General features: G+C 36.5%; 13 protein-coding genes. 6 read left to right on the plus strand and 7 right to left on the minus strand.

Features of this window, described 5'->3' with window-relative positions; all coding sequences use genetic code 11:
- Positions 1-240 precede the first annotated feature (240 nt).
- From RB214_RS18095 to RB214_RS18105, 3 genes are all read right to left on the minus strand, one after another.
- Positions 241-3,168: a TonB-dependent receptor gene (locus RB214_RS18095; protein ID WP_309169377.1), complete on the minus strand. Its 2,928-nt coding sequence runs from the start codon at positions 3,166-3,168 to the stop codon at positions 241-243.
- 413 nt (positions 3,169-3,581) lie between these two features.
- On the minus strand, positions 3,582-4,280 hold the full coding sequence (locus tag RB214_RS18100; RefSeq protein ID WP_309169378.1) for a metallophosphoesterase: 699 nt from the start codon (positions 4,278-4,280) through the stop codon (positions 3,582-3,584).
- 214 nt (positions 4,281-4,494) lie between these two features.
- The gene (locus tag RB214_RS18105; RefSeq protein WP_309169379.1) at positions 4,495-4,743 is read right to left on the minus strand and encodes a YfhL family 4Fe-4S dicluster ferredoxin; all 249 of its coding nucleotides are present in this window, start codon (positions 4,741-4,743) and stop codon (positions 4,495-4,497) included.
- Between the two features lie 259 nt (positions 4,744-5,002).
- Here RB214_RS18105 and RB214_RS18110 point away from each other — a divergent pair, with 259 nt between their 5' ends.
- On the plus strand, positions 5,003-6,505 hold the full coding sequence (locus RB214_RS18110) for a hypothetical protein (protein WP_309169380.1): 1,503 nt from the start codon (positions 5,003-5,005) through the stop codon (positions 6,503-6,505).
- A 290-nt stretch (positions 6,506-6,795) separates the two neighbouring features.
- Complete coding sequence (locus RB214_RS18115; protein WP_309169381.1) at positions 6,796-8,358, plus strand: tyrosine-type recombinase/integrase; 1,563 nt, start codon at positions 6,796-6,798, stop codon at positions 8,356-8,358.
- Between the two features lie 41 nt (positions 8,359-8,399).
- Here the strand turns inward: RB214_RS18115 and RB214_RS18120 are convergent, their stop codons facing one another.
- The 3 genes from RB214_RS18120 to RB214_RS18130 form a co-directional block, all read right to left on the minus strand.
- Positions 8,400-9,488, minus strand: coding sequence for a cell division protein FtsZ (locus tag RB214_RS18120; protein ID WP_309169382.1), 1,089 nt, complete (start codon positions 9,486-9,488; stop codon positions 8,400-8,402).
- Between the two features lie 78 nt (positions 9,489-9,566).
- The gene (locus tag RB214_RS18125) at positions 9,567-10,541 is read right to left on the minus strand and encodes a WYL domain-containing protein (protein WP_309169383.1); all 975 of its coding nucleotides are present in this window, start codon (positions 10,539-10,541) and stop codon (positions 9,567-9,569) included.
- Between the two features lie 339 nt (positions 10,542-10,880).
- Positions 10,881-11,843, minus strand: coding sequence for a hypothetical protein (locus RB214_RS18130; RefSeq protein WP_309169384.1), 963 nt, complete (start codon positions 11,841-11,843; stop codon positions 10,881-10,883).
- Positions 11,844-12,357: 514 nt separating this feature from the next.
- Here RB214_RS18130 and RB214_RS18135 point away from each other — a divergent pair.
- The 3 genes from RB214_RS18135 to RB214_RS18145 all read left to right on the plus strand — a co-directional run bounded on the left by RB214_RS18135 (position 12,358) and on the right by RB214_RS18145 (position 15,446).
- Positions 12,358-12,618: a helix-turn-helix transcriptional regulator gene (locus RB214_RS18135; RefSeq protein WP_217644048.1), complete on the plus strand. Its 261-nt coding sequence runs from the start codon at positions 12,358-12,360 to the stop codon at positions 12,616-12,618.
- Positions 12,608-13,900: a type II toxin-antitoxin system HipA family toxin gene (locus tag RB214_RS18140; protein ID WP_309169385.1), complete on the plus strand. Its 1,293-nt coding sequence runs from the start codon at positions 12,608-12,610 to the stop codon at positions 13,898-13,900. Before RB214_RS18135 ends, RB214_RS18140 begins: the two co-directional genes overlap by 11 nt.
- Before the next feature lie 652 nt (positions 13,901-14,552).
- Positions 14,553-15,446, plus strand: coding sequence for a LysR family transcriptional regulator (locus RB214_RS18145; protein ID WP_309169386.1), 894 nt, complete (start codon positions 14,553-14,555; stop codon positions 15,444-15,446).
- A 44-nt stretch (positions 15,447-15,490) separates the two neighbouring features.
- Here the strand turns inward: RB214_RS18145 and RB214_RS18150 are convergent, their stop codons facing one another.
- Positions 15,491-16,363, minus strand: coding sequence for a DMT family transporter (locus tag RB214_RS18150; protein ID WP_165744906.1), 873 nt, complete (start codon positions 16,361-16,363; stop codon positions 15,491-15,493).
- A gap of 625 nt (positions 16,364-16,988) precedes the next feature.
- Between RB214_RS18150 and RB214_RS18155 the strand changes: the two genes are divergently transcribed.
- Positions 16,989-17,369 (plus strand): GreA/GreB family elongation factor, encoded by a 381-nt coding sequence (locus RB214_RS18155; protein ID WP_024604280.1) that lies wholly within the window; start codon positions 16,989-16,991, stop codon positions 17,367-17,369.
- Positions 17,370-17,561: the final 192 nt, after the last annotated feature.

Genomic DNA, 17,561 nt, shown 5'->3' on the forward strand with positions numbered 1-17,561 from the left:
TCGCTATGCGTTGGCGTTTCCCGTCTCAGTGGGGTCGCATTATAGGGAGAACAGATTTTTTACGCAAGCGTTTTATTGACAAAACTTTAAATAAAGCACTGTTCGCTGAGAATTTGAGCTAAACGCATTAAAAGCACAACATAACTAGCACTTTATTAACATTTAACGCCTATTAAAGTGTTTGTTATGGCCTGCGCTATCAAAAAATACTGTCTACAGACCAGCTATTAAGTCATTTATCTAAAAGCTATAGTTAAAGCCCGCGTAAAAACGACGACCTGAGTAGCTAGTATTGAGTAATCGCGCATCGGTGTCATTTCCTAAACGCGTTACTGATTCAGATTTAGTTAAATTAATAACCGCTGCGGTAAGGCTAAGCCCGTCGTATAAATTTACAGATGCATTTACATCGATTTGTTCGTAAGGTTCTTGGTATACATTTAATCCGCTATTTAAACCGAGTACTGTTTCGCCGCGCTTATTATAAGAAGCACGTACATTAAAATCACCTCCTTCATAATAAACAGAGGTGTTGTACTGATACTTTGCACTACCTATTAAGGCCGACTGACCAAATTCTTCACCATTAATTGTTACATCTGCTTTATTGGTTTTGTTATAAGTGTAATTTGCGTAAAAGCCAAAACCACTATCAAAGGCATGCTGAATAAATACTTCCGCGCCTTTTGATACTGCATCGGTGCCATTACCTACAGTGCTGTAAGGGGCTATATTAATAGCCCCTGCATCCACTATATTATTTTTACCAGCAAAGTTTTGCTCTACGTCGATCACCAATGGCACGACAAAGTTATCTACTTTTTTATGAAAAAGCGCCAATCCAACAGCAGAACCTTCGCCGTAATAATACTCAATAGATAAATCAGCTTGAACTGATTCAAATGGCTTCAAGTTTTTATTACCGCCACTGCCGCTAAAACCTGGCTGTTCATTAAATGCAGCTCTATCATCGGCCCATTCATCCGATACAAACGTAATACGCTGCTGCGCACCTAAATCGCTGTAATCAGGACGAGACATTACTTTTGCTATTGCCCCACGAATAACTAAATCGTCAGTTGCATCCCACGCTATATTAAAGCTTGGTAATATTTGAGTGTCTTTGTTTTGCTGAGTGACTAATTGATAGTCTTCTACAAACCGAGCGTCACCTGTTACTGGCTCGCCTGTTTCGTCATTGGTGTGATCTAATTGGTAGGTATATAAGTCAGTAGATGAAGTAAGTGTTTTTGTTTGCACAACACGCACGCCCAAATTACCTCTTACTTCACTAAATTCAAAATCACCTTGTATATAAAAAGCCGATATTTTTTCTTCTATATCGTAAACAAAGTTATCTTCAATGCGCGTATAAGGGTTGTAGTTAGCGGTCACTAAATCACGATACTTGTCCCAGTCAACACTTGGCATTTGGTTTATGCTAAACCCACCTATTATATTTGTTTGATTGGTAAATACATCTTGTGCCAGCGGCATCCCATCATTCCATTGATAACTATCGAACTGCGTTATTCCTTGCTCACTCGCTTCACCTGCAGCAATATCAAAATTAGGATCTAAAAAAAACGTATTACCTGTTTCTCTATGAAGTGTCGCATGGCGATATTTAGCGCCTGTTCTAATAGTTTTTAAAAAGCCCCAGTCAACATAAAAATCAACATCTGCTTGATAGTAGCCTTCTTCAAGCTCGCTGCGTACAAAGCTTGAGTTTGATGACCCCGCATCACGCCCACCACCAATGCCATTTTGTAAGTTAGCGAGTGTGTTTGGAGCAATATTAAGTGATACGTTATCTTGCTCTAGTGACCAACCAGCCGTTTGAGCTGCATTTTGTATAGTGGCTGCGTTTTCACCAGCGTTAGAACTTTTATATGCGGCTTCCCAGCTTTCTTCTGGGCCGCCCTCTGATTGTGTATTACCAATTACAAAGCGCGCTTTAAAATTATCACCTTCATAGGTTAAATTAAAATCAAAGGTATCGGAGGTAGATTCCTCACGTACGTAGCTGCCACGCATCCACGGAAACTGCATATCATTTTCGACGCCACTTGCCATTGCATCGTATTGCATACTAGTAACAATAGTGCCCGACTCATCAAGGTTTACATCCGTTAAAAAATTAGGATTTAAAGACCACTCTGGTATATCAATCACAGATTCTGTTCTGTCTTGCCCAAGTGTAAAACCAAAATAACTAAAGCCAAGCTCTAAACGATTTGCTGGTCGCCACTGTGTACTAAATTGAATCCCTTCGCGCTCACGTTTTTCGTTAAGAACAGAACCACGAACAACTTGCGGAAACCAAACGCCATTGTAACTATTACCGTTTACATCATTAATAGTATCCCAACCGTTATTGTTATCAACTGCGTTACCATTAACATCAGTAGGTTGGCCGCCACCAGTGTAACGCCAAACATTTGCATCAGTTCCGCCCGAAAGAGTTCGGTTTGTTCGCTCCTGATACGTATAGCCTACCAATACACCGAAGTCTTCGTCATCGTTTTTCCATGAATATAACCCTGTAAACTGTGGTTCGTATTCTTTTGTAACATCAGCGTAAGTACTCTCTACATTAAATACACCTGAGTTTGCATCCATACTCAAAGGTTTTCGGCTATGCATTATTACAGTGCCACCAACCCCACCCTCATCTAAGCGTGCCTCTGGCGATTTATAAACCTCAACGCTTTCAATCATTGAAGACGGTAACAAAGCATAATCAAACGAACGCGAAGGCTCCCCTGGAGAAGATGCTATAAAATTACCATTAAGCTGTGTAAAGGTAAGTTCTGACGATAAACCACGAATACTGACAGATGAACCTTCTCCACCATCACGCTCAATTACCACACCTGGAACACGTTGCAATGAGTCAGCCACATTTTTATCAGGGAATTTACCAATGTCTTCCGCAGTAATTGCATCCACCACTGAACCAGACATACGCTTAACATCTAAATTTTCGGCCATGCTGGAACGTATTCCGCGCACTTCTATTACTTCCATCTCTTTTTTATTTATTGCATTTAGAGCTTCTTGATCTGCATAGGCGTAACCTGAACCAAGCGCTGAAAGTACAGATAAATAAAATGATGATTTAGATAGTTTTGAAAAAGGGAGAGAAAAATGGCGTGTTAATAACATGAGAGAGGCTGTTCCATTTAAACTTGCTTTGCACAAGCTAAAGCAAATAGTTAATCCTTTTACGTAATTATGTTACGTAATGGCAAATTTGCGCCAATTCTACACAGCCAAACTTAACCGTTTGTTAACCATCAATATTAAACTAAATAAACATCTCATATAACTGTATTAATACCTATTGGATGAAACTTAAAATGCAACCCATACATCAAAGCCTCTCTTAATTAACAAACTAAGAGAGACTTTGTTGAATTTAATACCTTGATAAAATAATTACAGTGCACAAATCATCATAAAGTGTATACAAAAAAACGAAGGGGATAATTAGATGTGGTAGTCAGCAGTTTATACTTTAAAAAGCAAAACTGCCGGATGATATTTGAAAGAAGTAACAATTGCTAAATAGCGCTTGATTAATCAAGCGTAGCAATAACCTCTGAAAGCTCTAAGAGTGTAGGCTTTCCACCGTAATAATTGGTATCTATATGATAACTATTGCCAACCCAAAAAGGCGCTTTAGTTGAGTTGTGTCCATGTATTGAAAAGTCGACCCCATGACTTTTAACTACCTTATTTTGTTTAACTACTTCGCGATCCCACAATAAAGATTGCACAATTAGCGATTTATCATCAGGGTAATTTTCCCAATCCCACGATTGTGCAAATGTATGAGACAACCCTATTGTATAACCACGATACTCAAGTACTATTGAAAGCGGTTTAGTTAGTAACTCATCGCACATGACACTGAGCTTTTCACTTGATACCGACTTGTGCCAATTACCACCATTATCAGTCCATAAATTAAAAGCCGCTTTATCATTACTTAATAATGATTCCAACATTAAATGCTCATGATTACCTAATATCATACATGCCCTAATGGCCTGTAAGTATGTAAATAAGTCATATGTTTTATCCCCGCGGTCAACAAAATCGCCTAGGCAAAACAAAGTGTCTCTTTCAGGGTCAAAATTTACGTTATTAAGTGCGTTTTTTAAGGCCGGTAAATCACCATCAAGATCGCCAATTACAAATACTCGGCACTCATCATTAATAAATATGGCTTGTTTTGAAGATACAGCCTGAATAGCGTTAATACCTATATCCAAAATAGACTCCTATAGAATGCAATCTAAAACTTAGATTAATGCTTGAGTTTATAAAGCCTTAAGGTAACACAATATAGTTGATAATTAATGAAGGTAATAAGATTTGATTGAAACTAAAAATGCATGGCAGAGGACCTTAGCTACAACCTAAATAAGTAATGTGAGTAGTGTTTTTAGCCTAAATTAAAAGCTGCTTAGCAAAATACCTGACGAGTTATTTGCCAGTTATCCGCACAAATTTTTCTGCTAGATCGTCCAAAGTTTCACGCTTATTCGGATCGGGCTTTATGCAGTCAATAGGGCAAACACTTACGCAAGTAGGTTTATCATAATGCCCTACACACTCTGTACATTTGTTTGCATCTATTTGGTATATTTTAGCGCCCATATAAATAGCCTCATTAGGGCATTCTGGGTCACACATATCGCAGTTAATGCATTTACTATTTATGAGTAGAGCCACTGTTTAGCCTTTTCAATTAATATCATTATAAAACAAAAAGATAGAGTTAAACCAAATGTTTTTTGACTACTTTTGATACAAGTCCAGTTCAATAATAAACCTTTATTTTTCTTTAAATCGTAGCACACATTCGTAACACACCATTTTATTTTTAGGTGTAAATTGCAGCCACGAATTATGCCTATTTTTCTCTGTTGCTTTGTTGATCTCAATCAATAAAAATCGCCGCAAGGCCTTTATTTATATAGGTTATTACAAAGTGAAGCACTCTTTATCAACGCTTACCAAAGTTCAATACACGAAAGCTAAACTAGAATGGAACCAGCTCAAACCTCCATTTTCTATGCAGCACATAAATCGGTGTGCTACGCTGGCTCAAAATATCATATTTTTTGAAGAAAAAAGTGCAGATAAACAAGGCCTTAGACCTAGTCGGACTAAAAGATTATCGAAATACGAAGCACAACACCATATTCGACTAATTTTCAACAAGTCTGGCACCGCTATTTTCTACTCTAACTTCCCAAAATCATCTGGTATAGCGAATACCAAGTTAGGTGAAGCACCTGAATTAACAATAGCAAAAGCGCGTAAGCTCACTGAACAAATGAAATATGGCGTTTTAAATAATCATAATATTAAAACTGTGTTTGATGAGTATGAACAAAGCTTAATAGAGCGCCATAATACCGCACCTACCAAATTTGCAGCTTCATCGCTCAGAACATATCAATGCAGAATAAAAAAGCTTAGGCATCGCTTTCCGCTTAAGAGAGCGTTCCAATCTCTTACAGCTGGAGAGTTAGAAAAGATTGTTGATATAATTATCAAAGCAGAGTCCAATAACCAAGCAATCGAGCTGTTTGCACAAATTAGAAGAGTATGGCGATTTGCTAAAAACAAATTTAACTCAGGTAAAAACCCAGCTGCTGATATCGATGACTTTTACGTATCTGACCGTGTAGAAAGCCCCCGTCCTTGCCAAGTTTATACAGACTTAGATTCGATAGCTGAATTATGGATAAATCTAGCATCGGCCCCAAATGTACATCAAAAAAATGCTGCGCGATTTATGATTTTGACAGGCATTCGCCCTATTAATATTCCACAAATGAGGTGGGAGTGGCTCAATAGTATCGACTTTCCAACCATAATTACCTTTCCGGCATCTGTTGTTGGGGTTCGTGGAGAAATGAAAAACCAAAAAGAATATAAGCTGCCATTAACCAAAGCCATGCGTGCCATTATTTTAGAGCAGAGAGCCTGGATGGAAAATGCATTACCCAACTGTAACCCTGACCATATATTTCTTCAGCCTCGCGATCTTAACAAACCATTTGCTAAAAGGTCGCTAGACAAAATCATTAAAGATTACTCACCTGTTGATGCAGTAAAAGGAGATAAAAGAAATATTGTAATGAAAGGATCTGCAGGTGCATTTTGCACAATGTGCCGAAGCTTTTTTAAATCCAACGCAAAAGCGATTATGGTTGCCAACGGCTATCATTTTAAGCATGCAGAAGAACTCACAAGACTCGCACTTCATCACCTTAGAAAAGAAGACGATCCAAACGGCTTAAATTATGATAAATCTGAAGAGCTATTTGGAACCTCTACAAAATTAAAATTTAATGTTTTTAAAATTCATGAAGCCAGTATTTTAAAAAGAGCCAAAGAACTCGAAAGCCAACAACTCAGACTCACAGGTATGCAAAGTAAACAAGCTAAAAACCTAAAAGAAAATAACGAAAAAAAGCACTGAGAGATAGAGTTAAAGTTCATTTAGTTCATAAAGGCAGCTATGTAACTTCATTAATCAACCACTTGGTGATACAGGTAGAATAGCAAAAGATTTGATCTTAACCGAAGAGGGAAGAGCTATTGTTGAGAGGTATTTAACTGACCAAGAAGCCAAAGCAAAAAATAATTAAAAAAAGTTTAATTTCGACTTACCAAAGTTTTTGTAAAAAAATTAATTTCATATCATTGCCTTATTAGAGCGATACCTCATCAGTTATTTGATGATTTTAACTTTTTAAGGCTTATATATTAATGGCAACATCAGTATTAAATTCAATAAAACCATGTGAGGTCACGATTAAAAGTCGCGATCTTTGCATGGCTGAATTTAATGCGAATAAGCCTCCATACAATGACGAGTCAATGGAAGAGCTAGCCAGTCTTGCCACTATTATATTGGCGCAAGAAAAAGGAAAAAGGCTTTCAAAGTATCAGCTTAAAGATCAAATAAGAATTGTATTCCAGCATGATGGCATCATTAAATTTTTTACTCATTTTAAAAAAGAACATGGCATAAAAAATGTAAAGATAGGTGATTCTAAAAATATGAGTTTTTCAGCAGCTAAATTAAAAGCGGCTGAAATATACAAAAAGAACACCTCTGATTACACATTCGAATTTGTTGTGAGTAAACAAATAGAAAACTTACAGTCAATTAATAAGCATAGCCCTGGCAAGTTAGCTAAAACCACAGTAACAACATACACCTCTTACCTTAATTCAATTCAAAATGCCTTTGGTAAAAATACGTTATTTCAGACTATTACGCCTGAGATAATAGAAGCAACGCTTGACCAACTACTAACAGAGAAAAGTGGCCCGCATGTGGCTAAGCTATTCGAGCAAATGAAAAAACTGTGGGTATTCGCAAAAAATAAATATAATAATGGCACTAATCCATTCCTAGAAATAGACAATAATTATATATCTTCTCGAACGGCGAAGCCTATTCCTTGTAAGGCCTATACTGATATATCTCTTGTTTCTCAGCTATACATAAACCTAAAAACAGCTAAAAATAATACATTAATAAATGCCGTACTACTGATGATGTTTACTGGGCTAAGACCCATAAATATTTGCAACCTGCGTCTATCGTATATAGATGATTTAGATAACCCTAAGTTTTTGACGTTTCCTGAAACAACTCATACCACTCGCGGTGCTATGAAAAACCAAAAAGAGTTTAAAATACAACTTACATCCGAAATGAAAAAAGCGATACAACAAGAATTAAAATTAAACCCAGACATAAACCGCACCTATTTATTCTGCAAGGTTAAAAACGCCTCAAGCCCAATAAGTAAAGAGAGTTTAAACCGAACTCTTAAATATCATGCACCAAAGAACATGGTGGCGGCCCCGCGAGATAACATAAATATAAAAGGATCTGCCGGAGCATTTCCAACACTACTGCGCAGCTTTTTAAAATCGCACATGAAAGAAGTGCTAACTAAAAAAATTGGGTCATCAACAATTGCTGAAATTGAGTCTAAAAAAATGCTTCATCACTCTGTTTCAGAGCACGATCCAATGAGTAAACATTATGACCACTCGAATAAATTATATAATACTGATATTAAAGCACTTTATAAAAACTTCTCACTATTTGAGAAGGAAGTACTTAAAGAAGTAAAAATACAGGCTAAGTTAAAAAACAAAACGACACAAAAATCATTTTTTAAATTTGATAATTCAAATACATTTATCGCCAACGTCAAAAGCACAATAAATGCATATTCAACTATCTGGAGTAATATAATCCAGCAAACCCAAAAGCTTAAAAAGAGCCGCCCTTTGCAAATATTAGAGTAGCGCTTACATATTGCTATACAGCGTTGTCGTTATTTACAAACCTATAAAGAGCTTTTACTAGGTGGTGCAGATTGATTTCTTATAAAAGCAGGGATGTCAAAAATATCAGATGCTTTTGGTTTAGTGGCGACTACTTTAGAACTTGACTCATTTTTAGTGTCATCAAGTATCATTTTTGAACTCGCGCCCGTAGCAATAACTAGCAGCTCATAATTGGTTGCTAAGGTTTCTATTTTTGATACACCACAAATAACTAACGCGTTTGGGCTTACCTGCTGACGTACTGTATCGGTAATGAGGTTATAACTACCGAGTGAAATTTCATCTTTGCAATTTACTTGTATTATCACGCCAGTACTTGATGACATATCTACCTGATTAACCAGTGGGTTATTGAGTGCACTATCAAGTGCAGTAGTGAGCTCGCTCTCATCATTACACTTGCCTACGCCAAGTACAGCATCGCCTTGGCAATCCATAATTTTCGCAAAATCATTTAAATCAACGTTTATTAAGCCTTGATAGCAAAGCATGTCGATGAGTGATTTTATCAGTGAGTGGAGTATTTGGTTTGAATGTTTAAACGCATCGAATAATCCTATATCGTTACCAAGCACCTCAATCAGTTGATCGTTTGGGAGAGTAATAACCGCATTAGCATGCTCTTTAAGCTCATTTAAACCTGCTTGCGCTATATTATTTCTAAACTGCCCTTCACTACTAAATGGTAATGTAGCAACAAATATAATGGGCTTACCTTGCTCACTAGCAAGTTGTGCAATATACGGGCTAGCGCCAGTCCCAGTACCGCCCCCCAACCCTGTTGCACACAGAATTATATCGCAGCCATTAATGAGCGATAAAAGCTGCTCTTTACTCTCTTCTGCCGCTTGTAGTCCAACTTTAGGGTCGGCTCCTGCACCATAACCATGAGTTAGCTCAGCACCTATAAGCACTGCTTCATCACTCTGTGTATGCTCAAGTACTACTTTATCGGTATTAACACTGTACAAGTGCGCCTGATCAGACTCGCGTTGCTCAAAAATACTGTTAAGGGTATTACAACCGCACCCACCAATACCAAATACACCGATTGATAAACCATCATTTTGCTGAATTAATTGAAACATAATCTAATCACTCCTTAACTTTTAAAGGAGCATAACAAATAGGTGCGTCAAAAATTGACGCACCCAAGTTAATTAGCGTTATTGATAGTTACTAGCAGCCGCTTTAAGCTTAGAAATAATTCTTTGTCTCAGCTTTTCCGGCTTAATCACTTCAAGCCAATGTGCACATTTAAGCAACTCATCGGTTAATTGCTCGGTATCAATAGTTTGGTAGGTAAGTAATACGTTTTTTTCATCAATACTTTGCTTGTCAGTCAGCTCACCAAGCTCAATAAATCCTTGATTAACAGCAGAGTGTTTGGGAGCTTTTACAATAAGTTCAATACACTCTTGGTTCATGCATTTATTAATAGCACTGCGCAACGTTTTTAGTTGTTCAGCACTCGGTTCTCTACGATTTTTTTGTAGTACATGTACATTACGAATGCGATAAACCGGCATTTGATAGCATTTATCGTGAAGCGACCCCACCATAAACTCCGCCATCAACACTCCGCCTTGCTCAACTAAGTTATAAAAACTCAATTCAGCAAACTTAAGCCAATGTGCCTCATCGTAAAGTACTCTATAAAGCTCAGTGCTCACTGCACGCTTATGCTTAATCGCATGCTCAATTTGCGCAACTAACTGATTATCAATATTCACTTTTAACGAAGGCTTAGGCAGAGTCGAAAACCACTCAGGCACATGGCCATTAACACGTTTTAGTGCCTGCTCTGCTTTAATATGTACCGACTGCTTAACATCTATGGGGGCCGATTGTGGTAGTAACTGCTCTAGAAGCAAATAATGCTCAGCAACTTCGCTGCTCATAACTTTTGCGTTACCACCTCGCCACTGAGCATTGATAGACCAGCCATAGGGCTTACTGCGGGTATCTTTTTCAAGCCCAAAGCAACCTTGCTCGTAAAGTGATTGCAGGTCACGCTGGAGCATGCGGGTTGATAATTCAACACCTCGCTGTGATAAATCATCTTGTAGCTGTTTGACTGAAATACTTAAAGGGCTGATAGGTATATATTCTAAAAGAGTTAGGTATCGAAAAGGTTTCATTTTTATTAGTCTTACCAGCTAGGACAAAATTATCTAATTTTCATAATGTGTTATTAATATCAATCAATTCAAATATCTAATTAAATTAATACATATCAAATAAACCTCTAATATAAATTTAAAATACTAGTACTTTAGTACATCTCAGATGTCGATTTTAGCTATTATTAAGGGAAATAATATGGGTATTATAATAAAGAAGAGGAAGATCTTCGGCTTCTAGTAATAAAATTTCCCGCATGTCATTTATTTAGAAAGCTAGGTTATTTTAGCTTAATGAATAACCTGCTTCTTTACCTTTTGCTAACTTTACATGTTGCAAAATGGGGTTGTTAAATCCTACTTAGTAACACTTGATTTTGTCACTGTAAGCTCTTCTACTAATTTTATAAATTCGGGTCTCTCAATAAGGTTTTTCTGTAATTCGCTAAACACCCCAAGCACTATATTTACTTGTTCTTGGTGAGTATTGGTACTCTCAAACAGAGGGAGCATTGGCTTTAAAATAATAATTGGGTGCCATTTATTGTGTTTTGCGTTTGGCTCTACAGCCGTATCTATATACTCCCAATCATTAACAAACGATTTAAGTCCCTCTTTAAATTTTTTATAATTCTCTGAATGTTTAATCGTTTCTTGGCCTGTTCGATTAAAGTCAAAAACTAAACATAATTTTAGTTCATTGTTTGTAAAGTTTTTAACCCCGTGATCCGCACCATCGAGTAACACACCACAAAATATTCCAGGAAGCCATTGCCTGTCTTTATCTTTAATCGTAGGGCAAAATTCTAGCCCAACTCTTGACTCAGTTCCTTGGCGCTTAAATACAGGCTCCATTCCTATGCTTTGTAGCGGCCATACTAGTTTTTGAGCCTCTTTGAAGATAGAGTCAACTTGTTCATTAAACTTCACGGCCTCTAAATAATTAGCAATTGAGAAGCGATTCATTGGCGTTTTTGGCCCTAATCCCTCTGATTTTAGTAATGATAAGAAATCTTCGATTGCCCAACTCGCGTGCTCATCATTTATTTTATCAGCCAAAACTATTAAGCATTTATAAATTTCCTCCCAACATAATGCGGCATCAGGCTTTTGAGCGTGCTGAAAAGAAGTAGCGGTTATTAATATTATTTTGTGGTTGTCATAAGTTTTGAGTGCATATTCTCGATAGTTTTGAAGTTGATTTAAATGCAATGGAGAATTAACCTCTTTTAAGTTGAGGTTATAATCACTATCAGCTACGTTGCTATTAGGCTCATTTAACGCTAATACAGTTTCAAAAATATCATCATAAGGGTTCATAGTCCGAGCCTAATTTAAGCCTACATTTACTGCAACAGACTTTAAGATATTATAATATGATTTTTGGCATTATAAAAATGACGACACTAAAAAAGCGCGCTGGAATTGGGCGCTTTGCTTTTAAGACAAATACACAAGCTAAGAAAGTAAATTAAGTAAAAAAATACAAAACTTTTGGGTATAACCGTCGCCAGTTAAAGTGACCAATAAGTCACTTTAAGGCCCAAAATGCAGCTTAAAGATCCCTAAAAGGCACTTTATGGTGAAAAGTGAAAAACACTAAAATGCGTTTTAATTTTTTACGCTTCTAATTTGATTTACACTCTATTGTATAAGGAACCTGAACAAAATTAGCCAGTATCTACTTTGCTTGGCATTAACACGTATCAAACGCTTTACTCGCAACAAAATAGACACTATAGTATCCATTAACCCTATTTAAAATCCACTTTAGATACACACATGTCTTTTTTGAGGTTCTATTATTAATTATTTATTATTAAGCGAAGGTGATGTGCAGCTAGCTTTTGCTGAGCATCTAAAAGAACGCCGCAAAAAAGCAAAGATGTCACGTGAGGCGTTAGCTAAAAAAAGTACGGTACCTGCTTCTACAATAAAAAAGTTTGAGGTTACAGGACTTATTTCATTCAGGCAGCTATTACTTTTGTGGCAATCTCTCGACGATTTGACTCGTTTATATGAATTAACAAAAGCGCCAACTCAAGGTAAGAATGCGCCAACGTCAATTGCTCAGGTATTAAACAATGGCCTTTAAACCCATAGAAAAGCTAGAAGTAAAACGTACACTGTCAGACTCAACAGAGTTAATGGTTGGTGTACTTGCTCAAAATAGACAAGGTGTTTACTTTCAATTCGATCAAGGTTATTTAGACACATATGGTAATCTTTCACCATTTTCACTCGCCTTCAATAGAGATGTTCAGTTAGCACCCAAAAGCCCACATAATGGATTGCATGGGGTCTTTTCTGATTGTTTACCTGATGGGTGGGGGCTATTACTACAGGATCGTGTATTCAGACAAAATAATATAATGCCTAACTTTGTTACAGCAATGGACCGCTTATCTTTTGTTGGCCATTCGGCTATGGGAGCATTATCGTTTACACCTGAAACTCATTATGATGGCACAAATGACGATGAAGCTGGTCTTGCTACATTAGGCCAACAAGCCCAAGCAATATTTGACGGACAAACAGAAGAAGTACTTTCTGCGTTAGTGGCTGCTGGTAGCTCCGGCGGTGCACGCCCAAAAGCCCAAATTTATTTTTCTGACAATAATATACAAGAATGTAGAACAAAACCTAAAACAGGTGATGATGCTTGGTTAATAAAATTCACATCCAAAAACCTCGCTTTAGGACATGAGGAAGGGTTATGTGAAGCTGTGTATTTGGATTTAGCTGAACAAGCGGGATTAAACCCTCCTCAGAGATTACTGGTACCCGCCCCAGAAGGGACCGGTGCAAAACAATGGCTTGCCCTAAAACGATTCGATAGGTTTAAATTAAGGGGTAATAAAATGGGCTGCAAACATATGCATAGTGCATGTGGCTTGCTTGATGCTGATTTTCGCACACCTACATTAGATTATGAAGATTTAATTAAAGCGAGCCGTGTTTTATGCAAATCACCTGCTGCAGGGCAATTACAATTTCGTCGGGCTATGTTTAATTTATTTAGCTGTAACCAAGACGACCACAGTAAAAACTGGGCTTTTTTACAAGAAGATTCTGGTGAGTGGGATTTAGCGCCTTTTTATGATGTCACTTTTAGTCCTCACCCTTTTAATGAGCATGCTACTTCGTTTGCTGGATTTGGAAAAAACCCGCCACTAAAAGCGATTCAAAAGCTAGCCTCTGCTGCTGGTTACGCAAATTGGAAGCAGGTACAAGTTATCATATCTGAAATAGCAGAGATTATTTTAAACTTTAAAAACACAGCAAAAGCGCTCGACGTAAATAAGCAAACGATTAGTTTAATAGAGCAACAGCTTGATAATACGTACGCCATAAATAAGCATTTAATAGGCAGTTAATTGTATTAAGCTAATAGTATTGATTTATTTATAACTCTAAAAAGGCAGCGGCAACTTTATTTCTAATTGACATTTCTAATGTCTATTTCAATGCCCCTAGCAAACATGACTTCAAACTACGTTTAATTCATTTAGCTGATCAGATTGAGTTACGTTATCTACCAGTACTCTTACTTACTTGGAATCTTATTTAAGCGTTATTAGATTTAAATAATATCGATTCAAAGTTTATGGTAGTTTGTGTTTTTAATTTTTTAGTTAATACAATTTGCCTTCTAAGGTTCTTTTTAAGATACTAACCAAGTGCTAACGAGTTACGTAAAATCGTAGCACAAGCTATAGCACGACAAAGTAACGAGCTGTTTTTAAAGACTTTAATTGAAAACCTTATAACTATCGCAGTTAATGCATTTACTATTTATGAGTAGAGCCACTTATAAGCCTCGTTCATTAAAGTCCATATAAAACAAGCAATGAAAAAATAGAGCATTCACTGCTGTATTTTAAATAATATGATTAACAGCGTTAGATTATGCATTTTATTGACTTTTTCTTTGTTGATCTTTATCAATAAAAACTTCTGGCTTCTCTAATGAAATTTTAAAGCGTCGCTGTTAATATTGTCTACATCCTAAACAATAAAATAGTTCTGATGGCAGCTAATTATTCTCTCGATGATTTACGTTACTTTTGCACCATAGTAAAATTAGGTAGCTTTAAAAAAGCATCAATAAGCCTTGATATGTCACTATCAACTTTAAGCCGTAGAATACGTTTATTAGAGCAAGCTCTGCAATTAACGTTACTAAATCGAGATGCCCATCGAGTTACACTTACGCATACTGGCGAATTATATTACGATCGCTATCGTAAACTGTTTGATGAAGTAGAGTGTATAGAGCAAGCACTGCGTGATGAGAAAGACCAACCTAAAGGGAAAATTAGGATCTGTGCACCCATTTACATGGGTAAACATTTTTTAAGTGCTATTTTTTGTAATTTTTTACTGCAGTATCCCGATATTCAACTAGATTTACGCTTTTCAAATAACCTTATTGATATTGAAAAAGAAGGGATTGATATAGCGTTTAGAGTAAGAAACCCTGCTATTGATAATTGGGTTATTAGAGAACTAAAGCTTACTCATAATGTATTGTGTGCTCATCCTGACTATGATTATCAATCCATCACTCATCCTGAGCAATTAGAAGAGCAATCAAAAGTTACGTGCGTTGGGTTGGTACCGTGGCAATTAAAAAATCAGCAAACGAGTGAAGAGTACTGTTTTAATCCAAACACACATGTTCGATTAGAAGCTGATGAAATTCAAATGATGAAACAAGCAGTTGAGTCTGGTGTGGGTATTAGCTACATCCCTGATTATATAGCATTACCACTTATTAAAGCCGGAAAGCTTAAACACATTCTTCCTGATTGGCAAAGCAAAGGGCAGCCATTTTCTATGCTTTATCGCGACAGAAAACAAATCCCTTATCGAGTGCGATTACTTATAGAGCATACACTGCAACACTTCACTAAAATGTAGCAGTGTAGGCTTTTCACAGCAAAGTAATTAAGCTAATTCATCTTTTAAAAACTAAGCCTTAGTACGATTACACCTAAAAATGCCGTTGTTAATCCTATAACTTCTTGGCGTGTAAAAGACTCTTTTAGAATGATGCGTGAATACAACAAAATAATTAAAATATTCATACCTGAAATCGCTGAAACTAGCCCTGTATTACCAATAGCAAAAGCCGATATTATTGCAACCATGCCAGCTACATTTGTTAAACCAATAAGTAACCCGCACGAAAATGTTTTACCGGCAGACCAATACGCTTGAGAAGAGCCTTGCTCTGCTAGCATTTTTTTACGCTTTACTAACCAACTGACGGCAAAAAGAAAGCTACCAAAACCAAACATAGACGTTAAAGTTGCAAACGTATCCGCCTCAAGAAGCGTTGATTGCTTACCCATTAAATCATTAAATGCAAAGGACAGTGCCGCCAGTAACCCCCATTGCGCGCCTTGTAAATTACTTAATGAGATATCGCTGGAGTAGCGAATAATATAAAGGCCGCCAAAAATAATAAAAAAGCCGATTAATTGAATAACAGTTAAGGTTTCTTTCCATAATAAAAAGGCAAATAAAAGTACAAATAAAGGCGTTAACCCCGACAGGATGCTAATTAAAGACGCTTTCCCAACCGAAAACCCTTTGTGCAAAAACCCATTAGCCGCAAAAGATCCAAAACCTAAAGCGAGTCCAACCGTAATATCAGCCCAGCCGTACCATGTGTGCTCAAACACCACAGTACCTAGCGCACTAATTATAAATCCCACAAAAAAAACACCGAATAATAATAGATTACGATTAATCTTTTTTTGTGACGTCCATTGGTACATTATTCCTCGCGCACCAAAAAAAACAGTGGCGAGTAATGCAAAAATTATCCACATATAAATGAGACCCTTTATAATTTACTTCGATAAACCTGAATAAAAAGTGGTTATTTAACATTGTTGAATGCAATGACTATTACATAAAGGTTCAGCTGTAAAACACGTAGCCACTACAAGAGCGTTACCCGATACCTAGCTTCTACTCTATAAAATAAGCAGCTTAAGCTTCAAAAAATAAAATACTAGCCACACAATTACACATTAATAAACAACAACACCAGTATATTCAATCTATAAATATTATAAATAGGCATAAGTGGCACTATAGATCCCATAAATAGCACTTAACTATTTAGTCGTTTAACTTCAATTACATAGTGAGCAACTAACACACAGAAATAACAACAACTTAGTGAAAAAAACGAATTTATAAAAACATAAAAAACAGTTTTAAACTGTCATTTTATCGACAATATATTTTTAACCTAAAACTCAATTGACTTTATTTTTAAACTCAATATGATTGATTTAAACAAAGAGGATAATATGTTTAATTTAATCACATACCTGCTAAAAACAAATACCACCTTCGGAATTTAAGCCGAGTGTAACCCTTACACTCGGCAGTTACACTGTACCTTTATATATTTAAATTCGATTTAGTTTTTGTGGGGATTAGTCCGTGCTTTCTTTTCTGTTCGAGCGTAAAAAATCTTTCCTGTCTAAAAATGACTTCACAGACGCAGCGGTACTATTACAACCGCTGAAGCTTGCGTATTTACTACAAGAAGTCGAGTATTCACAGCGGCCTTGGTCAAAATTCAATCCGCATGTACAAATTAATAGCACGGTGGTCATTAAAAATATAACCACCGGTTTTAAGCGCCGCATAACTTTAGTGCCTCCAAGCCAACGAAGGCACTTTATTAGTGACGTATCATTTCACTCTCCTCTTGGGGTCGCTCTTTTAGGGCATAAAATAAATCATATTATTGAATATAAAGAAGCTGGGGAATCCCACCTTTGGGAAATAATAGCCATTAATATTAAGGAGGAAATATAGAGTAAATTATTTCAATTTTTATTTATTAATTTTATATATTTAATTGGAGTTATTTGTAATGAGTAAAGAAAAACCTAAAAAACATGCAAGCAAAACATTAAAACAAAAACGTAAAGAGCGAAGAGATAAGCTAAAGCAACTTGAAAAATAATTAATATTATTTTAAATAAAGTCGCAAACTCGGGGTTTTTA

Origin of the sequence: Pseudoalteromonas sp. HL-AS1 (assembly GCF_031198785.1) — a bacterium.
Lineage (GTDB): Bacteria > Pseudomonadota > Gammaproteobacteria > Enterobacterales > Alteromonadaceae > Pseudoalteromonas > Pseudoalteromonas distincta.